Source organism: Streptomyces luteogriseus (assembly GCF_014205055.1).
GTDB lineage: Bacteria > Actinomycetota > Actinomycetes > Streptomycetales > Streptomycetaceae > Streptomyces > Streptomyces luteogriseus.
On the sequence record NZ_JACHMS010000001.1, the window covers coordinates 7,093,770 to 7,111,362 of the forward strand.

The 17,593-nt window shown below is 71.0% G+C and carries 20 protein-coding genes and 6 tRNA genes; 17 read left to right on the forward strand and 9 right to left on the reverse strand.

The window, feature by feature from the left end; all coding sequences use genetic code 11:
• Positions 1-88 precede the first annotated feature (88 nt).
• From cobA to BJ965_RS31640, 3 genes are all read left to right on the forward strand, one after another.
• On the forward strand, positions 89-1,330 hold the full coding sequence (cobA, locus tag BJ965_RS31630; protein ID WP_184913449.1) for a uroporphyrinogen-III C-methyltransferase: 1,242 nt from the start codon (positions 89-91) through the stop codon (positions 1,328-1,330).
• Positions 1,331-1,394: 64 nt separating this feature from the next.
• Entirely contained in the window at positions 1,395-2,213 is an 819-nt protein-coding gene (locus tag BJ965_RS31635) for a TrmH family RNA methyltransferase (RefSeq protein WP_184913451.1), read from the forward strand.
• 14 nt (positions 2,214-2,227) lie between these two features.
• A complete protein-coding gene (locus BJ965_RS31640) occupies positions 2,228-2,620 on the forward strand; it encodes an NUDIX domain-containing protein (protein WP_184913453.1) in 393 nt (130 codons plus the stop codon).
• A 107-nt stretch (positions 2,621-2,727) separates the two neighbouring features.
• On the opposite strand, the gene BJ965_RS31645 is transcribed toward BJ965_RS31640, so the two are convergent.
• Positions 2,728-4,194, reverse strand: coding sequence for a serine/threonine-protein kinase (locus BJ965_RS31645; RefSeq protein ID WP_184913455.1), 1,467 nt, complete (start codon positions 4,192-4,194; stop codon positions 2,728-2,730).
• 195 nt (positions 4,195-4,389) lie between these two features.
• On the opposite strand from BJ965_RS31645, the gene BJ965_RS31650 reads away from it, so the two are divergent.
• The 4 genes from BJ965_RS31650 to BJ965_RS31665 all read left to right on the forward strand — a co-directional run bounded on the left by BJ965_RS31650 (position 4,390) and on the right by BJ965_RS31665 (position 6,587).
• Entirely contained in the window at positions 4,390-4,629 is a 240-nt protein-coding gene (locus BJ965_RS31650) for a hypothetical protein (protein ID WP_184913457.1), read from the forward strand.
• A gap of 235 nt (positions 4,630-4,864) precedes the next feature.
• The gene (locus BJ965_RS31655; protein ID WP_030842984.1) at positions 4,865-5,071 is read left to right on the forward strand and encodes a hypothetical protein; all 207 of its coding nucleotides are present in this window, start codon (positions 4,865-4,867) and stop codon (positions 5,069-5,071) included.
• Between the two features lie 204 nt (positions 5,072-5,275).
• The gene (locus BJ965_RS31660) at positions 5,276-6,217 is read left to right on the forward strand and encodes a phosphotransferase family protein (protein WP_376777955.1); all 942 of its coding nucleotides are present in this window, start codon (positions 5,276-5,278) and stop codon (positions 6,215-6,217) included.
• Positions 6,218-6,296: 79 nt separating this feature from the next.
• Complete coding sequence (locus tag BJ965_RS31665; RefSeq protein WP_107458274.1) at positions 6,297-6,587, forward strand: TFIIB-type zinc ribbon-containing protein; 291 nt, start codon at positions 6,297-6,299, stop codon at positions 6,585-6,587.
• Positions 6,588-6,670: 83 nt separating this feature from the next.
• On the opposite strand, the gene BJ965_RS31670 is transcribed toward BJ965_RS31665, so the two are convergent.
• The 5 genes from BJ965_RS31670 to BJ965_RS31690 all read right to left on the reverse strand — a co-directional run bounded on the left by BJ965_RS31670 (position 6,671) and on the right by BJ965_RS31690 (position 7,138).
• Positions 6,671-6,742 (reverse strand) — tRNA-Val (locus BJ965_RS31670).
• A gap of 43 nt (positions 6,743-6,785) precedes the next feature.
• Positions 6,786-6,857: transfer RNA gene (locus BJ965_RS31675), tRNA-Val, on the reverse strand.
• A 24-nt stretch (positions 6,858-6,881) separates the two neighbouring features.
• Positions 6,882-6,953: transfer RNA gene (locus BJ965_RS31680), tRNA-Val, on the reverse strand.
• A gap of 1 nt (position 6,954) precedes the next feature.
• Positions 6,955-7,028 (reverse strand) — tRNA-Cys (locus BJ965_RS31685).
• Between the two features lie 37 nt (positions 7,029-7,065).
• A tRNA-Gly gene (locus tag BJ965_RS31690) sits at positions 7,066-7,138 on the reverse strand.
• 178 nt (positions 7,139-7,316) lie between these two features.
• On the opposite strand from BJ965_RS31690, the gene BJ965_RS31695 reads away from it, so the two are divergent.
• The 3 genes from BJ965_RS31695 to BJ965_RS31705 are packed head-to-tail and all read left to right on the forward strand — an operon-like array spanning position 7,317 to position 10,057.
• A complete protein-coding gene (locus BJ965_RS31695) occupies positions 7,317-8,360 on the forward strand; it encodes a chorismate-binding protein (protein ID WP_184913461.1) in 1,044 nt (347 codons plus the stop codon).
• On the forward strand, positions 8,357-9,178 hold the full coding sequence (locus BJ965_RS31700) for an aminotransferase class IV (RefSeq protein ID WP_184913463.1): 822 nt from the start codon (positions 8,357-8,359) through the stop codon (positions 9,176-9,178). The genes BJ965_RS31695 and BJ965_RS31700 overlap by 4 nt, the downstream gene beginning before the upstream one ends.
• A gap of 54 nt (positions 9,179-9,232) precedes the next feature.
• Positions 9,233-10,057: a GNAT family N-acetyltransferase gene (locus BJ965_RS31705; RefSeq protein WP_184913465.1), complete on the forward strand. Its 825-nt coding sequence runs from the start codon at positions 9,233-9,235 to the stop codon at positions 10,055-10,057.
• 25 nt (positions 10,058-10,082) lie between these two features.
• On the opposite strand, the gene BJ965_RS31710 is transcribed toward BJ965_RS31705, so the two are convergent.
• Positions 10,083-10,607 carry a DsbA family protein gene (locus BJ965_RS31710; protein WP_142165002.1) on the reverse strand — a complete coding sequence of 175 codons (525 nt, stop codon included), beginning with the start codon at positions 10,605-10,607 and terminating at the stop codon, positions 10,083-10,085.
• A 175-nt stretch (positions 10,608-10,782) separates the two neighbouring features.
• Between BJ965_RS31710 and BJ965_RS31715 the strand changes: the two genes are divergently transcribed.
• Together BJ965_RS31715 and BJ965_RS31720 are read left to right on the forward strand one after the other, a co-directional pair.
• On the forward strand, positions 10,783-11,223 hold the full coding sequence (locus BJ965_RS31715; protein WP_030843003.1) for a hypothetical protein: 441 nt from the start codon (positions 10,783-10,785) through the stop codon (positions 11,221-11,223).
• Between the two features lie 157 nt (positions 11,224-11,380).
• Positions 11,381-11,557, forward strand: a complete 177-nt coding sequence (locus BJ965_RS31720; protein ID WP_184913468.1) for a hypothetical protein — start codon at positions 11,381-11,383, stop codon at positions 11,555-11,557.
• Between the two features lie 83 nt (positions 11,558-11,640).
• Here the strand turns inward: BJ965_RS31720 and BJ965_RS31725 are convergent, their stop codons facing one another.
• Together BJ965_RS31725 and BJ965_RS31730 are read right to left on the reverse strand one after the other, a co-directional pair.
• On the reverse strand, positions 11,641-12,201 hold the full coding sequence (locus BJ965_RS31725; RefSeq protein WP_030843006.1) for a CGNR zinc finger domain-containing protein: 561 nt from the start codon (positions 12,199-12,201) through the stop codon (positions 11,641-11,643).
• Between the two features lie 289 nt (positions 12,202-12,490).
• Positions 12,491-12,904 carry an SsgA family sporulation/cell division regulator gene (locus BJ965_RS31730; RefSeq protein ID WP_004002642.1) on the reverse strand — a complete coding sequence of 138 codons (414 nt, stop codon included), beginning with the start codon at positions 12,902-12,904 and terminating at the stop codon, positions 12,491-12,493.
• 191 nt (positions 12,905-13,095) lie between these two features.
• Here BJ965_RS31730 and BJ965_RS31735 point away from each other — a divergent pair, with 191 nt between their 5' ends.
• The 5 genes from BJ965_RS31735 (at position 13,096) to BJ965_RS31755 (ending at position 17,587) form a co-directional block, all read left to right on the forward strand.
• Positions 13,096-13,554 (forward strand): TIGR02611 family protein, encoded by a 459-nt coding sequence (locus BJ965_RS31735; RefSeq protein ID WP_030843008.1) that lies wholly within the window; start codon positions 13,096-13,098, stop codon positions 13,552-13,554.
• 46 nt (positions 13,555-13,600) lie between these two features.
• Positions 13,601-13,672 (forward strand) — tRNA-Val (locus tag BJ965_RS31740).
• A 740-nt stretch (positions 13,673-14,412) separates the two neighbouring features.
• On the forward strand, positions 14,413-15,702 hold the full coding sequence (locus BJ965_RS31745; protein WP_184913476.1) for an ABC transporter substrate-binding protein: 1,290 nt from the start codon (positions 14,413-14,415) through the stop codon (positions 15,700-15,702).
• A complete protein-coding gene (locus BJ965_RS31750; protein ID WP_184913478.1) occupies positions 15,702-16,703 on the forward strand; it encodes a carbohydrate ABC transporter permease in 1,002 nt (333 codons plus the stop codon). The genes BJ965_RS31745 and BJ965_RS31750 overlap by 1 nt, the downstream gene beginning before the upstream one ends.
• Positions 16,700-17,587, forward strand: a complete 888-nt coding sequence (locus BJ965_RS31755) for a carbohydrate ABC transporter permease (RefSeq protein WP_184913481.1) — start codon at positions 16,700-16,702, stop codon at positions 17,585-17,587. Before BJ965_RS31750 ends, BJ965_RS31755 begins: the two co-directional genes overlap by 4 nt.
• The last annotated feature ends 6 nt before the right edge of the window (positions 17,588-17,593 follow it).

A 17,593-nucleotide genomic window follows, 5' to 3' on the forward strand; every position in this document is an offset into this window, starting at 1 on the left:
CACTGGACCACCCGAGCCGCCCTTCCCCTTGCCCATTAAAATCCGCACGTCAGGGCACTGAACACCGCCGCAACAGGAGCCGCACCTCATGGCCGAACACCCCGCCTACCCCGTAGGCCTCCGCCTCACCGGCCGCCGCGTGGTCGTCCTCGGCGGCGGCCAGGTCGCCCAGCGGCGCCTCCCGGCACTGATCGCGGCGGGCGCGGACGTCCTCCTCGTGTCCCCCGACGCCACCCCCTCGGTCGAGGCCATGGCGGACGCCGGCGAGATCACCTGGCAGCAGCGCCCGTACACGGAGGGCGACCTCGCGGACGCCTGGTACGCCCTGATCGCCACCAGCGACCCCGAGGCCAACACCGCCGCCTCGGCCGAAGCCGAGCGCCACCGCGTCTGGTGCGTCCGCTCCGACGACGCCGACCGGGCCACCGCCTGGACCCCGGCCACCGGCCACAGCGAGGGCGTCACGGTCGCCGTCCTCACCACGGACGCCAAGGGGCGCGATCCCCGTCACACCGCCGCCATCCGCGACGCGGTCGTCGAAGGCCTGCGCGACGGCACGCTCGTCGCCCCGCACCACCGCACCCGCACCCCCGGAGTCGCCCTGGTCGGCGGCGGCCCCGGCGACCCGGACCTGATCACCGTGCGCGGCCGCCGCCTGCTCGCAGAGGCCGACGTGGTCATCACCGACCACCTCGGCCCGCGCGACCTGCTCGCCGAACTGTCCCCGGGCGTCGAGGTGATCGACGCGGCGAAACTGCCCTTCGGCAGGTTCATGGCCCAGGAGGCCATCAACGACGCCCTCATCGAGCACGCGCGGAAGGGCAAGTCGGTCGTCCGGCTCAAGGGCGGCGACCCCTTCGTCTACGGACGTGGCATGGAGGAGGTCCAGGCCCTGGCCGAGGCCGGCATCCCGTGCACGGTCGTGCCCGGCATCTCCAGCTCCATCTCGGTCCCGGGCGCCGCCGGCATCCCGGTGACCCACCGGGGCGTCGCCCACGAGTTCACCGTGGTCAGCGGCCACATCGCCCCCGACGACGAGCGCTCCCTGGTCGACTGGCCCTCCCTGGCCAAGCTGACCGGCACGCTGGTGATCCTCATGGGCGTCAGCACGATCGGCAAGGTCGCCGAGACGCTCATCGCCCACGGCAAGTCCCCCGACGCACCCGTCGCCCTGGTCCAGGAGGGCACGACGGCCGGCCAGCGTCGCGTCGACGCCACGCTCGCGACGGTCGCGGAGACCGTGCGGACCGAGGACGTGAAGCCCCCGGCGGTCATCGTCATCGGCGAGGTCGTGAAGGTCGGCCCCGACGCCCCCGAGCCCCGCAAGTAACCCCGGGTAACACAACCCGTACCGAGCCGTTGGCACCGCACCCAGGACAAGGCAGTATCACCCTGTGGCCGATCTCATCACCGTCGAGGATCCCGACGACCCGCGTCTGCGCGACTACACCGGCCTGACCGACGTGGAGCTGCGCCGCAAGCGCGAACCCGCCGAGGGCCTGTTCATCGCCGAGGGCGAGAAGGTCATCAGAAGGGCCAAGGAGGCGGGCTACGAGATGCGGTCCATGCTGCTCTCGGCCAAGTGGGTCGACGTCATGCGCGATGTCATCGACGAACTCCCCGCCCCGGTCTACGCCGTCAGCCCGGAGCTCGCCGAGCAGGTCACCGGCTACCACGTGCACCGCGGCGCGCTCGCGTCCATGCAGCGCAAACCCCTGCCCACGGCCGCCGGCCTCCTCCGCAGCGCCCGCCGCGTCGTCGTCATGGAGTCGGTCAACGACCACACCAACATCGGCGCGATCTTCCGCTCCGCCGCCGCCCTCGGCATGGACGCGGTCCTGCTCTCCCCGGACTGCGCCGACCCCCTCTACCGCCGCAGCGTGAAGGTCTCCATGGGCGCGGTCTTCTCCGTCCCGTACGCCCGGCTGGACACCTGGCCCAAGGGCCTGGACTCGGTGCGCGAGGCGGGCTTCACCCTGCTCGCTCTCACCCCCGACGAGAAGGCCCGGCCCCTCGACGAGGCCGCCCCGCACACCATGGACCGCGTGGCCCTCATGCTCGGCGCCGAGGGTGACGGCCTGTCCACGCAGGCCCTGGTCGCCGCCGACGAGTGGGTCCGCATCCCGATGTCCCACGGCGTCGACTCCCTCAACGTGGGCGCGGCGGCGGCCGTGGCCTTCTACGCGGTGGCCACGGGCCGGCCCCAGGTCTAGGGAGGGCGCCGTCCGTGGAGCAGCGCGAGGCCGTCGTCGCCGTCCTCCTGCGCGATGACCGCCTCCTCGCCGTGCGGCGGGGACCGGCGGTCGTCCGCCCCGGCTACTGGCAGCCCGTCAGCGGCAAGGTCGAGCCGGGGGAGACCCAGGAGCAGGCGGTCGTCCGGGAGGTGCACGAGGAGGTCGGCCTCACCGTCGTACCGGAGGCGAAGGTCTGGGAGTCGGAGACCGACGACCACCGCTTCCGCCTCCACTGGTGGACCGCCCGCGCCGACACGGGCGACGTCATCCCCGACCCGCGCGAGGTCGCCGAGACCCGCTGGGTCACCCCTCGGGAGTTCCTGGCGCTCGAGCCGGTCTTCGACGGAGACCGGGAGTTCTTCGAACGGATCCTGCCGGAACTCTGACACCGCGCCGATCAGCGGGCCGTCGCACACCGGCCGGAAGTCCCGCGGCCAGAAGTCTCCCGGCCGGAAGCCCCGCGGCTGAAAGTCTCCCGGCCGTAGGTCCCCCGCTAAAAGTCCCTCGGCTGGAAGTCCCGCGGCTGATCGTCCTGCTGTACGCGCTCCTGCCGTACGCCGCCCCCGTCGCCGCCGAGTCCCCGCGCCGGGCCCTGGCAGCCCTGCACCAGGGCGATACCCACCGCCACCAGCAGCGTCACCACGACGAACACGAACAGCCGCTGCCGCAGCAAGCGCGGATTGGCGGGCCGCAGTTTGGTCCCCGTGTTCCTGGACGCCGGGCGTCCGGTGCCGCTGTGCGGGGCGGGGCGGCTGCCACTGCCCGACCGCGTGCCGTTGCGCCCGGTGGGCGTCGGCCGCGACCCGGACCGCGACGGGGTGCCGCCGCGCGAGGCGCCCGCCCCGCGCACCGGAGTCCTGCCGCGGGCTCCGCCCCCCGTGGACCGGTTGCCGCCCCCGGTCGCCCGGGCTCCGCCGCGCCCACCGGTCCCGCTCTGGGAGCCCGGACCGTCCGGCGCCGGATGGCCGTCCCGGGACGGGGAGGAGCCCCGGGGCGGGGGAGTGCCCCGGCCCCGCTGCGCCCCGGAGACCCCGCCACCCTGCTGTCCCTGCGGACGCCGGGTGCGCTCGGGGTACGTGTCGACGGGCCGGTCGCTCTCGGCACCGCGCGGCGGCCGGACGCCGGCGAGGTCCTGAGACTCCCGGGCCGCGATCTCCTTGAGCCGCAGCGACAGTTGGAGCGTGCTGGGCCGCTCCTCGGGGTCCTTCGCCAGACACGCCCGGACGAGTGGAGCCAGCGCGTCGGGCACGCCGTGCAATTGCGGCTCCTCGTGCACCACGCGGTACAGCATCACCTCGGAACTGCCGTGCCCGAAGGGCGAGTCGCCCATCGAGGAGTACGCGAGCGTGGCCCCGAGCGAGAACACGTCCGTGGCCGGGGTGACGGCGGCCCCGCGCACCTGCTCCGGCGCGAGGAAGCCGGGCGAGCCGACCGCCGTGCCGACATGGGTGAGCGTCGAGGCGCCGGTGGCCCAGGCGATGCCGAAGTCGATGATCCGCGGCCCCTTCGGGGACAGCAGGATGTTCGACGGCTTCAGGTCCCGGTGCACCACCCCGGCCTCGTGCACCGCTACCAGGCCCTCGGACAGGGCGGCACCCACGGCCGCGACATCGGCCGCACCGAGGGGTCCCTCGGCCGCGACCTTGTCGTGCAGGGACGGGCCGGGCACGTACTGGGTGGCGAACCAGGGCCGTTCCGCGTCGAGGTCGGCGGCCACCAGCCGGGCCGTGCAACCGCCGCGGATCCGCCGGGCCGCCGAGACCTCACGGGCGAACCGGGAGCGGAACTCCTGATCCTCCGCCAGGTCGGGACGGATGACCTTCAGCGCGACCCGCTGCCCCTTCTTGTCGGAGCCCAGGTAGACCACGCCCATCCCGCCCGCGCCGAGCCGTCTGTGAAGCTTGAACGAGCCGACGACGCGCGGGTCCTCGCGCCTCAGGCGCATCATCGCCATGTTCATCCCCGCTGCCCGGTCCTGTGACGAGCCACAGCTTACGTTTCCACGGCCGCCCGCGCGCAGAGGCCGCGCCCTCTCGGAGCAATGGATTGTCAGTGGTGGGTGGGAGACTTGAAAGGTGGTCAGGGAGGGCGCGGGGAGGCGGACTTCGCGCTGCTGGTGATCCCAACCACCCGTCGCGGAAGGGGGATTGGTCCTGTGAAGGGTGATCGCGTGGAGATAGTCGTGGACGCGGGGGACACGACGCGCACCTATGAGGTGGTGGCGAGCAGGGCGGGCCGCAGGGTGGAGACGGCCGTACGCCGAGGCGTCGTGGAAGTGAGCGAAGTCACCCGGAGCGGCACGGTCGTACGGACCGCCCGCTTCATGGCGAATCGGGTGCTGGCTCTGGTGGAACAGCCGATTCCGCGAGAGGAGATCTCGGACAAAGCGGGATGATCCGGTCGTCCCGTCGGGGAAGACCCTGAGACCCGCGCCCCCGTCTCCACCCAGGGGAGTACGTCGCAGGTGACGGCTCATCCTCCGGGAGGCCCGGCAATCGGTACGAGGGCATGACGCCGGGGGAGGGCCGGACGCCTAGATTTGAAGTCAAGCGGCGGGTGGCAGCACTCGTCCCCCGAGGTCAGACGCCCGCCGCTGCCAACGACAACTGATAACGGTCAGGAGAGGGACCATGGCCCAGACGGCTCCGCGGACGCTGCTCCGCGAAGAGGGACGCAAGGTGTACGCCGCCGCGTTCCGCCGCCGCCAGGGCCGTCGCCACCCGGTGGTGGCGACGCTGATGGCCCTTCCCCTGGCGGTCCTGCTCCTCCTCGTCTTCGACGGGTGGGAGACAGTGGCCACACAGGCGTCGTCCGTGGGAGAGATGCTGGGGCGCTGAGCGGCGACCCCCAGGCCCGGAAGAGCGGTCCGGGCGGGGACATCCCACCCATGAAACCCCGTGGGGACGGGGGTGCGGCGGACGGCAAAAGATGCCGGCGCAGCTGGGGAGCTGCGCCGGCATTGCTTTTGTCCCGCAAGCGCCGAGCCCCCGGAACGGATGGTTCCCTACGACCGCGCCCCTGTCTGCACGTACTCTCGGCCGGTGAACTCCGCCCCCGGCCCGCTCCTGGCCGGCCTGACCGCACAGGCCCGATCCGCTGCCCACGCACGCTCGCCGGCCTGCCCCTGTGGCGCGGCCACGCTCGCCGACCGCCCCGACGGCCTGGTGGTACGGCACGCGGACACCGTCGCGAAGGCCCACGCCCCGGACACCGGCCCGGCCGAGCTGACCCGCCGCCTCACCCTCGCCGCCCACCACCCCGACATCCTCCTGCCCCCGCTGGCCTCGGTCCCGGCCGACCTGCACGGCCGCCTCACCACGTTCTGGCCGTACGGCACTCCCGTGGATCCGGGCGATCCCGACGCCGCCCCCTGGGAAGCGGCCGCCACGCTCCTCGCCCGCCTCCACCGCACCCCGGCCCCGGCGGACCTGCCCTTCATGCGTGGCCCCGTCAAAGCGGCACAGGCGATCGGCCGGCTGCGCGAGGCCTGCCCGCACCCGGCGGCCGCCCCCGTCCTGCGCGCCTGGGCCACCCTCCCGCCCTGGGCCCGTGCCGAGGCACCGATGCCCGGCACCGGAACCCTCTGCCACGGCGACCTCCACCTGGGGCAGCTCGTCCGTCACCCCGCCCCCGACGGCCCCTGGCTGCTGATAGACGTGGACGACCTCGGCGTCGGCGTGCCCGCCTGGGATCTCGCCCGCCCCGCCGCCTGGTACGCCTGCGGCCTGCTCCCGCCCGACGAGTGGACCCGGTTCCTCACCGCCTACCGGGAGGCCGGCGGCCCCGCCGTCCCCGCCGACGGCGACCCCTGGCCCGCCCTCGATGTTCCCGCCCGGGCCCTCACCGCGCAGACCGCGGCCCGCGCCGTCGCCAAGGCGGTCGCTGCCGGCCGCCCGCTGGACGAGGTCGAGCAGTCGGTCGTGGACGCCTGTGACCGAATGGCTACCATCCCGCCGCAGTTGACGCAGGACCACGCGAAGTAGGGTGCAACCGACCACAGCGGAACAGAGTCTGTCCTGGCGAGATGTGAAGCAGGACCGACCGGCGAGGAGTTGAACGACCATGCAGTGTCCGAAGTGCCGTGCGCCGATGCACACGTACAACCGCAACGGTGTCCAGATCGAGCAGTGCAGCGGCTGCCGCGGGATCTTCCTCGACTACGGCGAGCTGGAGTCGCTCACTCGCCTGGAGGCGCAGTGGTCCCAGGCCGCCCCGCCGCCCCCGCCCGCCCCGCAGGCCTACCCGGCCCCTCCGGCTCCCGCCTGGGGCGCCCCGCACGGCGGCCACGGGCACCACGGCCATCACGGTCACCACCGCAACAAGAGCTTCGGCCACATGCTGTTCTCGTCCTGATGTGAGGTCGTGACACGACACGACACGTGACACGACACGACAGGAGCCCCCGGCCGCGAACGGCCGGGGGCTCCTGTGTGGTGTGGACGATACTGGGATTGAACCAGTGACCTCTTCCGTGTCAGGGAAGCGCTCTCCCGCTGAGCTAATCGTCCTCGGGACCATGACCACCGAGTGCATCGGATCATGGGCACTGCGTGCGCGATACTGGGATTGAACCAGTGACCTCTTCCGTGTCAGGGAAGCGCTCTCCCGCTGAGCTAATCGCGCGGGTCGGGATCTTGAGAGATCCAGTGGACGATACTGGGATTGAACCAGTGACCTCTTCCGTGTCAGGGAAGCGCTCTCCCGCTGAGCTAATCGTCCTTGGAGGTGGAGACGGGATTTGAACCCGTGTAGACGGCTTTGCAGGCCGTTGCCTCGCCTCTCGGCCACTCCACCAGGAGTGTAGGGAGCCGGGAAGCCCCCTCTTCCTTCGAGCGGACGACGAGGTTCGAACTCGCGACCTCAACCTTGGCAAGGTTGCGCTCTACCAACTGAGCTACGTCCGCCTGTCGGTTCGGAACGCTCTCGCGGCCCGGCGACGTGTTGAACTCTAGCGGATTCCGGGGCCAGCACAAAAACGCGTTTGTGCAGCGTGCTGCGCTTCCCCTGCTCAGGGAGGTCACAGGGCCGCCGGACGGGACATCCCCCGGTCACCCGCGGGACTCCCGCCATAGACTCGACTGCGTGCTCCACCTCCCTCCCCTCGCCCGCTTCGGTGACCGAGTCGCCACCGGGCTCCTCGACGTCACCGACGATCCCGAAGCCCTGGAGTCCAGCGGCTTCTGGGCCGTCAGTGCCGACTTCGAGGGCCGTCTGACCTGCGCACGCTTCGCGGAGGTCCGGACGGCGGACGTTCCCGTCCCCGTCCCCGGCGCCTGGCGCGGCCCGGCTTCCGGTGACTGGACGTCCTCGCTCGACCGCGCCGCGTACACGGCCGGGGTGCGGCGCATCCGCGCGCACATCGCGGCGGGCGAGGTCTACCAGGCGAACCTGTGCCGGGTGCTGTCCGCGCCCGTCCCGCCCGGCGCGGACGTGGACGCGCTCACCGCGCTGCTGGCCCGCGGCAACCCGGCACCGTACGCAGGAACGATTCGCCTACCCGGGCACGGCGTGGAGATCGCCACCGCCTCCCCCGAACTGTTCCTGCGGCGTGACGGCCGCACCGTCGAGTCCGGCCCGATCAAGGGCACCGGCCGCACCGAGGCGGACCTGCTGGAGAAGGACTACGCCGAGAACGTGATGATCGTGGACCTCGTCCGCAACGACATCGGGCGGGTCTGCGCCACGGGCAGTGTGACGGTGCCCGATCTGTGTGCCGTCGAGAAGCACCCCGGACTGGTCCACCTCGTGTCGACGGTCCGCGGCGAGCTGGGGGAGGGGGCCGGCTGGGCCGAGCTGCTCGCCGCGGCCTTCCCGCCCGGCTCCGTCACCGGCGCGCCCAAGTCCAGCGCGCTGCGGATCATCGACGCGCTCGAGACGGCGCCCAGGGGACCGTACTGCGGCGGCATCGGCTGGGTCGACGCCGACCGGGAGGCCGGAGAGCTGGCCGTCGGCATCCGTACCTTCTGGATCGACCGGGCCGACGGCATGCTGCGCTTCGGCACCGGCGCCGGCATCACCTGGGGCTCCGATCCCGAGGGGGAGTGGCGGGAGACCGAGCTGAAGGCGTCCCGGCTGCTCGCGATAGCGTCGGGGGCGTACGAGGTGAGTGGAGAGGACCTGACGTGAAGATCTGGCTCGACGGCGGTCTGCAGGACACCGAGTCCGCCCGCGTCTCCGTCTTCGACCACGGGCTGACCGTGGGCGACGGCATCTTCGAGACGGTGAAGGCCGTGGACGGCCGGGTGTTCGCGCTCACCCGGCACCTCGACCGGCTGACCCGGTCCGCGCGCGGCCTCGGCCTGCCGGACCCGGACCACGACGAGGTGCGCCGTGCCTGCGCCGCCGTCCTGGACGCCAACCCGGTGCCGCTCGGCCGCCTCCGCATCACCTACACCGGCGGCCACGGCCCCCTCGGCTCCGACCGCGGTGAACACGGACCGACCCTCGTCGTCGCCCTCGGCGAGACGGCCCGCCGCCCCGACTCCACCGCCGTGATCACGGTCCCCTGGACCCGCAACGAGCGCGGCGCGCTCACCGGCCTGAAGACCACCTCGTACGCCGAGAACGTCGTCGCCCTCGCCCGCGCCCGTGAACAGGGTGCGTCCGAGGCGCTGTTCGGCAACACGGTGGGGCGGCTGTGCGAGGGCACCGGCTCGAACGTCTTCGTCGTCCTCGACGGCGAGATCCACACGCCGCCGCTCGCCTCCGGCTGCCTCGCGGGCATCACCCGTGCGCTGACGGTCGAATGGACCGGCGCCAGGGAAACCGACCTGCCGCTGGACGTCCTGGAACGCGCCGACGAGATCTTCCTGACGTCCACTCTGCGGGACGTGCAGGCGGTGCACCGTGTCGACGGCCGTGAGCTGCCCGGCGCGCCGGGCCCGGTGACCGCCAAGGCCATGCGGATCTTCGACGAGCGGGCCGGGAACGACCTCGACCCCTGACCGACCCCGGAAATTCGGCTGACCAGGCTCGTGGTTGCGGGTAGAACACCCGTGATGACCACGACCCTGCGGCCGATCGAGCCGCTTCAGCAGAACGCCGACGGGACGCGCTCACGCCGCTTCCAGGTGTGTGTGAACAGCCGCCCCGTGGGGGCGATACACCTCGGCACGCACCCCGTCTTCGGCACCGGGGTGGCCCGGATCATGAAGCTGCACATCGACGAACCGGACCGCAGACGGGGCCGGGGCACGGTCGCCGCACTCGCCGCGGAGGAGGTGGCGCGCGGCTGGGGGTGCCGCCGTATCGAGGCGACGGTCCCCGCCGCATCCGAGACGGGACTCCGGCTCGCCACGGCGCTCGGCTACGTCGTCCGCAACCGCGGCATGGAGAAGCGGCTCGGTGACACCCCGCCCGGCCTGCCGGAGGGCAGCCGCGCCCGGCCCATGACCGAGGCGGAGTTCGGGCCCTGGCTGGAGAAGGGCCTGGAGGACTACGCGCGCAGCTGGATCGAACGGGGAGTTCCGGAGGCCGAGGCCCGGGCCAAGTCGGAACGCGACCACGCCACCCTGCTGCCCGAGGGCCTCGCCACCCCCGGCATGCTCATCAGCGTCGTCGAGCATCGGGGGACACCGGTGGGCACACTGTGGCTGGCAGTGCGCGAGAACAGCGCGTTCGTCTTCGACGTCGAAGCCGACGCCGCCCACCGGGGGAAGGGCCACGGCCGCACGCTCATGCTGCTCGCCGAGGCCCAGACGATCGCCGAGGACAGGCGGACCCTCGGCCTCAACGTCTTCGCCGGCAACGCCCCGGCCGAACGGCTCTACGCCTCCCTCGGCTACGAGACCGAGCAGTACGCCATGTACAAGCCGCTGCTGTAGCGGCCCGGGAGCCGGGCGAGGGCGGTCAGTGCTCCTGCCCGGCCAGCAGCCGGTCCGCGATCTCCTCGATGCGCTCGCGCAGTCCCTCCTGGCTCTTGCCGCCGTCGAGCCGCTCACCGCCGATGACGTACGTCGGGGTGCCGCTCACGCCGATCGCCTTGCCCTCGGCCTGGTCGGCGTCCACGATCAGGATGTGCCGGCCGTCGACCAGCGCTGTGTCGAACTCCTCCGCGTCCAGGTCCAGTTCGCGGGCCACCTCGACCAGGAAGGGTTCTCCCTCACGGGCCAGCTCCTCCACGCGCCCCAGCAGGGCCTCCGCGTACGCCCATCCCCGGCCCTGCTCCCACGCCTCCTCCGCGGCCTGGGCGGCGGCGAAGGCGTGCTTGTTCTTCTCCAGCGGGAAGTGCCGCAGCCGCAGCTCCAGGCGGTCGCCGTAGCGGGCGCGCAGGGCGTGGAGATCGTCCAGCGCGGTGCGGCAGTCCGGGCACTGGAGGTCGCACCAGACCTCGAGGACGGGGGCGGCGGAACGGTCGGAGGAGGAGTCGCTCATGCCGACAGTCTCCCAGCAGCCCGGGCCGGGGTGCAGCCCGCACCGGCACCTGCGGAGGAGGCGACCCGGAGATGTCCCTGATGTCGGGCCGCGGCATGGCCCCCCGGGGTGCGGCGGGTGCAGGATGGAAGGAACGAAGTGCCCCGACCCGACCGCGCCACGCCTGGAGGACCGGATGATTGCCGAGACCGTCTGCTCCGCCGTGTCCGCGGCAGGCCTGGGCATTGCGGTCGTCACGGCGTATCGCAAGCGCTACCTCGCGGCGGTCCGTATCGCGGCCTACTCCCTCGTCCCGATCGGCCTGGTGATGACGGGAGTCGTCGAGTGGCTGGCCGACACCGCGTTCAGCCCGACGGCCTGGGCCGGGTTCGGCGTGCTCGGCCTCTCCTGGGTGCTCTTCATGACCACACGGACCGTGGAGCGCCGCCGCGGCGGCACCCGCAAGGAGCGCAGGGCGGCGGCCCGTGAGGCCGGCCGGCCCGATGCGGTGGCACCCACCGCCTCCGCGCCCTCACTGGGGCAGGGCACCCGCCCGGCGACCCGGCCCGCGCCGGCGTCCCGCGGCGACGACGACTTCAGCGACATCGAGGCCATCCTCAAGAAGCACGGCATATGACGAGGCAGCCCGCCGGCGGCTGAATCGTCACAGTGGGTCCGCCGGTGCGCGGAAATGATCACAACCCGAACCGGACCTCACGGAATCGGCGCACTCCCGCACGGATCGCGGGTGCCGATCGCGCCCGGCGGGGCGACTGCGTCATCATCGCCGCGAGATGCTGGACACGACGCAACAGAGCGACCCCGCACCGCCGCAGGACGAGCCATGTCCCCGGCAGGACGAGCCACGTGGTTGTCTCTTCGCCCTATCCCAGCCACCGCTGATGATCTTCCTGGCGGTGATCGGGAGCCTGCTGCTCATGGCCTCGTTGCACGATCTGCTGTTGCTGTGAGCCGTAAGCGCGGTACCCGGCGCCATCCGCCGGGGCCGCGTCGGCATCGCCGTCCCGTGCGACCCCGAGGCCCGGCGACGGCGTCAGCCCGCCGCCTCCTTGCGGCGTGCCCGGTACGCAGCCACGTGCAGCCGGTTTCCGCAGGTGCGGCTGTCGCAGTAGCGCCGTGAGCGGTTGCGGGACAGGTCGACGAAGGCACGCCGGCAGTCGGGCGCCTCGCACCGCCGCAGCCGCTCCTGCTCCCCGGCGACCACGAAGAACGCCAGCGCCATGCCGCAGTCGGCGGCCAGATGGTCGGCGACGGAGGCGCCGGGCGCGAAGTAGTGCACATGCCAGTCGTAGCCGTCGTGGTCCGTGAGCCGGGGCGTGGTGCCGGCGGCCGCCACCAGCTCGTTGATCTGGCCGGCCGCGGCGCGGGCGTCCGGTGCGGCGAAGACGGCGGCGAAACGATCGCGGATCTCGCGCACCGCGGAGAGGTCGGACTCCGAGAGCACTCCGACATCGCTGATCTCGTGGTTTCGCACGAAGTCCGTGAGGGTTGCCAGGTCCGGCAGCCCGTCCGGCGCCGTGTCGTCCTCCGGTGCGGTGTTCACCAGATCGACCACGGTGTCGAGGGCGCACCGGGTGTCGTGGGTGATCAGCACGATTTGCTCCCTGGCCTGAGGGTCGGGCGGGCGCCCGCCGATGCTGGCCGATGGTAACGGCTCCACCACCGCCGGACCGCCCTCATGCCCGCACATGGCTTCGAATGCAACGCCACCGGGCCCGCCAGGGTTCCCGCACGGCGAGGGCGGGGGAGGGGTCCAGGACGCGGACCGGCGCCGTACCGCGTCGAGCCGCGGTAAGGCGCCGGTGTCATCCCGTGTGCGGTTGTCCGGGCCCGAGCCGTCTCCCCGAGTCGACGGCGCCGGGCGGCTTTGTGGGGGCCTCGCCCTAGCTCTCCGCCAGGATGTGCGAGAGCTCCTGGTCGAGGTCGAAGTGCCGGTGTTCCGTGCCGGGCGGCACGGCGGCGTCGGTCCGCTTCAGGAAGGACTCCAGGGCCCGTGCCGGGGCCTCGAGCAGGGCCTCGCCCTCCGGCGAGCTCAGGGCGATGCACACGACGCCCTGACCGTGACTGCGCGACGGCCAGACGCGGACGTCGCCGGTGCCCGTAGGGCGGTGAAGCCCTTCGGCGAGGAGGTCACGGGCGAACACCCACTCGACGGTTTCCTCGGCTCCGGTGTGGAAGGTGGCGTGCACGGCGTAGGGGTCGGCCGTGTCGTACCGCAGGCCTGCGGGGACAGGCAGGGAGGACTCGCTCGACACAACGAGGCGCAGGTGCAGCTCGCAGCTGACCGTGGTGTTCATAAGCGCCAGGGCCTTTCGCTCAGTGTGCGCTCGGGGATTCGCACGTCGGCGAAATCGACATGCCACCTACGGTGCCGTTGTAAACCCCTCTGAGTGTTTTGCGTGCCTTTACGTAACTCTTCCGGCCGAGAGATCGTTCGGGTCGTGCGTCCATTCCGGTGACTGGTTTCGCTCGGGTAGTGTTTGGCCGTATGAATACGGGGAGTAACGAGCCGGGCGAGGTGGCCGTGGCGTCGGACGAGACGGGGACGGGCGAGGTGCACGGCGAGCAGGACCGCGGGCTCGGCTCGCGAGCGCCGGAATTCATCAAGGCCCGGCGGGCGCTGCACGTCAGCTGGCAGGTCGGCGTTTTCATCATCGGGCTCGCGGTCGTCGTGGCCGGCATCATCATGCTGCCCCTTCCCGGGCCGGGCTGGGTCGTGATCTTCGGCGGCATGGCGATCTGGGCGACGGAGTTCGTCTGGGCCCAGCTGGTGCTCCGCTGGACCAAGCGGAAGGTCACCGAAGCGGCCCAGCGCGCCCTCGACCCCAGGGTGCGGCGCCGCAACATCATCCTGACGTCGGTCGGGCTGGTGATCATCGGCGCACTCGTCGGCTTCTACCTGTGGAAGTTCGGCATCGTCATGCCGTGGAAGATCAAGGACCAGTGAGCGTCACAGGCACCCCCTGACATGGGGTAATGTTCTTCCTGCGTCCGGGCGATTAGCTCAGTGGGAGAGCGCTTCGTTCACACCGAAGAGGTCACTGGTTCGAACCCAGTATCGCCCACCCGGACCGACGGCCCATCTGCGCAGGCGCAGGTGGGCCGTCGGCGTTGTGTCCGCCAGGCCGTCGTGTTCCGGGCTCCGTGAGGTCGGGGCTTCGAGGCGTCCGACCGTAACGGTCCGCCGGGCGTTCGCGACTGCCCGGTGACGCAGAGTTCCGCCCGCCGAGTGCTGTGGCGCCCCTGCCGGACGGGCCGTGCCGGGAGCACCGGGCGAGGGGGCGACGCTCGTACCGCCCTCGGACTGGCTGGTGCCGTGACGGCCCGGGGAGCGCCTTCGCGGGGTGACCACGCCGGGGCCGGGCCGTGCCGGTCGGCCCGCCCGACGGCCGAGTCCCGGATGCCGGCCCGGGCGCGACACCGCCCCCGTCGGCCGCCCCGGCCAGGCCCTCCACCACTCCCGGGCACCCGGCCCCCGACACCCCACCCCCGACGCCGCATGGCCGGAACGAACCCTCGCCCCGGCAACTCCTCCCGCCACCCCCACCGTCGACTTTCGGTCACGCCCGAAAGCGGTCCGACTCGCCCTGCCCCGTTCGGCGTTCCGGTCACCCGACCACCACCAGCGACATCGTCGGCCCCCGTCCCGGACCCCGCCTCCTCGGCCCCCTCCGTCACCCACCCCTTCGGCAAGAAATTCTTGTCCGAATCATTGACGCACTCTCAGCCCCTCCGTACCTTGTGCCAGCAAGCGCTTACTTGAAACGATTCATGCGAGCGGCACGACGTGCGGGGAGGTCCAACCGTGGTGAACGGCAGGAATGTTGAGAGACGTACGATCCTGAAGGCGGCCGGAGCCACGGCAGCCACGCTGGGGTTGGCCGCGACGACCGGGTGCGGCGGTGACGGAGGGGCCTCCGCGGACGGGACGGTGACGATCCGTTACGCGTGGTGGGGTGCGGAGGACCGTGCCGAGAGAATCAACAAGACGATCGAGCTCTTCCACAAGAAGTACCCGAAGATCAAGGTGAAAACGGACTTCCAGCCTTATCTCGACTTCTGGAAGAAGTTCAACACCCAGGCCTCCGGGGGAAATCCGCCGGACGTGTTCCAGAATGCGATCGGCTTCCTCCGGAAATACGACGCGAAGAACATCCTGCTCGATCTCAGCGAGCAGGCCGAGGCCGGCCACCTCCGGATGGAGGGATTCCGCGCGGGCCTCGAGAAGTTCGGCGAGATCGACGGCAAGCTCCTCGGCGTTCCGGTCGGTTCCAACTCGATGGCACTCGTCATCGACAAGCCCGTCTACACCCGCGCCGGGGTGAAGCCGGAGCAGGGCTGGACCTGGGACGACTACCACGCGGCGATGAAGAAGATCCGAGAGAAGACGGGGCGTGCCGGTGACACGGGCCCGTACAACATCATGTACCTCTACGACCTCTACCTGCGCCAGAGCGGCAAGGCGTTCTTCACCGAGGACGCGCTCGGCTTCACCGAGGCGGATCTGACGGACTGGTGGACGAAGGCCAAGGAAGGCGTCGAGGACGGCAGCTACGCCAACCAGAAGAAGGTCGCCCAGATCAAGCCCAAGTCGGCGGTCGCCGGGGAGATCTCCGGCGGTGAGTTCACCTGGGACAACTTCACCGTCCGCTACACCTCCGAGGGCAAGAGCGAGTACGGCCTGGCCCCCATCCCGACCACGGACGGCAAGAAGACCGGCCAGTACCTCGGCTCCCTCATGCTGAGCGCCTCCAAGCGCACCCAGCACCCCAAGGAGGTCGCCCAGTTCATCGACTTCATGGTGCACGACCCCGAGGTCGCCAAGATCATGGGCTACGACCGCGGCGTGCCCGCGACGCAGGCGCAGTACGACGCGTACAAGCCGACCGACGAGGTGAACAAGGCGATCGCCGCCTACGAGGAGTCCCTCGTCAAGGCGGGGGTCCTGGAGCCCATCACCCCGCACCCGAACGGTGCGGACGTCTGCGAGTCCGCCTTCCTTCGCATCGGCGAGGAACTCGGCCTGGGCAAGCGCTCGGTGGCGGAAGCCGTCAAGCAGTTCTTCACCGAGTCGAAGACGGCTCTCGGCACCTGATGGGAACCACCGTGACACACGCCCCTGCGATGGAGGGCCTGTCCCAGGACTCCGAGCCGCGGCACGGTCCGGTGAAGCCCGAGCGCCCCGCCGCCCTCAAGCGGCGGCGGCGCCGGGAGAACCTGGCCGGCTATCTCTTCATGTCCCCGTGGATCGCCGGGTTCCTGCTGCTCACCGCGGGCCCGATGATCGCCTCGCTCTACTACGCCTTCACCGACTACAACCTGTTCGACGCGCCCAAGTGGATCGGCCTCGACAACTTCTCCGAGATGTTCGGCGATCCGCGCTGGCGCCACTCGGTGCAGGTGACGCTCTGGTACGTCGCCGTCGGCACACCGCTCAAGCTGATCGCCGCCCTCGGCGTGGCGTTGCTGCTGGCGCAGAGCCGGCGCGGGCAGGCCTTCTACCGGGCAGCCTTCTACGCGCCGTCGCTCATCGGTGCGAGCGTTTCCGTCGCGATCGTCTGGAAGGCGATCTTCTCGGACGACGCGATCGTCGACCGTACGCAGAAGATCTTCGGTATCGACGTCGGCGGCTGGACCGGCGACCCGGACATGATCATCTACAGTCTGGTGGCGCTCACCGTCTGGCAGTTCGGCGCCCCCATGGTCATCTTCCTGGCCGGTCTCAAGCAGGTCCCGCGTGAGCTCTACGAGGCGGCCGAGGTCGACGGGGCGGGCAAGTTCCGCCGGTTCTGGAACATCACGCTGCCGATGATCTCGCCGGTCCTCTTCTTCAACGTCCTGCTGGAGACGATCCACTCCTTCCAGATCTTCAGCTCGGCGTACATCGTCGGCGGCGGTGCGGGCGGCAACGCCTGCGGTCCCGCCGACGGCTCGATGGTCTACACCTGCTACCTCTACGTCCAGGGCTTCGAGAACAGCCGGATGGGTCTGGCCTCCGCGATGGCCTGGCTGCTGCTCGTCGCGGTCGCCCTGGTGACGGCGGTGCTGTTCTGGTCCCAGAAGCGCTGGGTGCACTACGAGGAGGGCGCCCGATGAGCGCGCAGGCCACCACCGACGTCAAGCCGTCCGGCTCCGGGACGCTCCGGCACAAGCTGCCCGGCTCCCTCGCCTGGCACCTCGGGTCCCTGCTGGTCCTCGCGGTGATCCTCTATCCGGTGGTCTGGGTCGTCGGCGGGTCCTTCAAGAAGAGCGAGGACATCGTCGGCAGCCTGGATCTTCTGCCGAGCGACCCCGTCGTCGCCAACTACAAGAGCCTCGCCGACGGCATCGCCGACATCTCCGTCTCCACCTTCTTCTACAACTCGCTCTTCCTCGCGGTCGGCTCCGTCATCGGCATCCTGGTGTCCTGCTCGCTGACGGCGTACGCCTTCTCCAGGATCCGGTTCGCCGGGCGGAATCTGCTGTTCACGCTGATGATCGGCACACTCCTGCTGCCCTACCACGTGCTGCTGATCCCGCAGTACGTGCTGTTCCGCAACCTGGAGCTGATCAACACCTACACGCCGCTGCTGCTCGGGAAGTACCTGGCCACCGAGGCGTTCTTCGTCTTCCTGATGGTGCAGTTCATGCGCAACATGCCCAAGGAGCTGGACGAGGCGGCCCGTCTCGACGGCTGCGGGCACTTCCGGATCTACTGGTCGATCGTGCTGCCGCTGAGCCGGCCGGCCCTGATCACCAGTGCGATCTTCACGTTCATCAACTCGTGGAACGACTTCATGGGCCCGCTGATCTACCTCAACGAGCCCGACAAGTACACGGTCTCGCTCGGCCTGAAGATGTTCGTCGACCAGGAGGGGCTGGCCAACTACGGGGGCATGATCGCCATGTCACTGGTCGCGCTGCTGCCGGTGCTCGCCTTCTTCCTCGCCTTCCAGCGCTATCTGATCGACGGCATGGCCACGTCGGGTCTGAAGGGCTGAGGCGGA

Excerpts from the sequence above, each read along its gene's own strand:
- BJ965_RS31750 (WP_184913478.1), top strand. The coding sequence starts at position 15,702 with ATGGGAACCACCGTGACACACGCCCCTGCGATGGAGGGCCTGTCCCAG.
- BJ965_RS31735 (WP_030843008.1), top strand. The coding sequence starts at position 13,096 with ATGAATACGGGGAGTAACGAGCCGGGCGAGGTGGCCGTGGCGTCGGAC.
- BJ965_RS31645 (WP_184913455.1), bottom strand. The coding sequence starts at position 4,194 with ATGAACATGGCGATGATGCGCCTGAGGCGCGAGGACCCGCGCGTCGTC.
- cobA (WP_184913449.1), top strand. The coding sequence starts at position 89 with ATGGCCGAACACCCCGCCTACCCCGTAGGCCTCCGCCTCACCGGCCGC.
- BJ965_RS31730 (WP_004002642.1), bottom strand. The coding sequence starts at position 12,904 with ATGAACACCACGGTCAGCTGCGAGCTGCACCTGCGCCTCGTTGTGTCG.
- BJ965_RS31710 (WP_142165002.1), bottom strand. The coding sequence starts at position 10,607 with ATGAGCGACTCCTCCTCCGACCGTTCCGCCGCCCCCGTCCTCGAGGTC.
- BJ965_RS31720 (WP_184913468.1), top strand. The coding sequence starts at position 11,381 with ATGCTGGACACGACGCAACAGAGCGACCCCGCACCGCCGCAGGACGAG.
- BJ965_RS31655 (WP_030842984.1), top strand. The coding sequence starts at position 4,865 with ATGGCCCAGACGGCTCCGCGGACGCTGCTCCGCGAAGAGGGACGCAAG.
- BJ965_RS31715 (WP_030843003.1), top strand. The coding sequence starts at position 10,783 with ATGATTGCCGAGACCGTCTGCTCCGCCGTGTCCGCGGCAGGCCTGGGC.
- BJ965_RS31755 (WP_184913481.1), top strand. The coding sequence starts at position 16,700 with ATGAGCGCGCAGGCCACCACCGACGTCAAGCCGTCCGGCTCCGGGACG.
- BJ965_RS31705 (WP_184913465.1), top strand. The coding sequence starts at position 9,233 with ATGACCACGACCCTGCGGCCGATCGAGCCGCTTCAGCAGAACGCCGAC.
- BJ965_RS31665 (WP_107458274.1), top strand. The coding sequence starts at position 6,297 with ATGCAGTGTCCGAAGTGCCGTGCGCCGATGCACACGTACAACCGCAAC.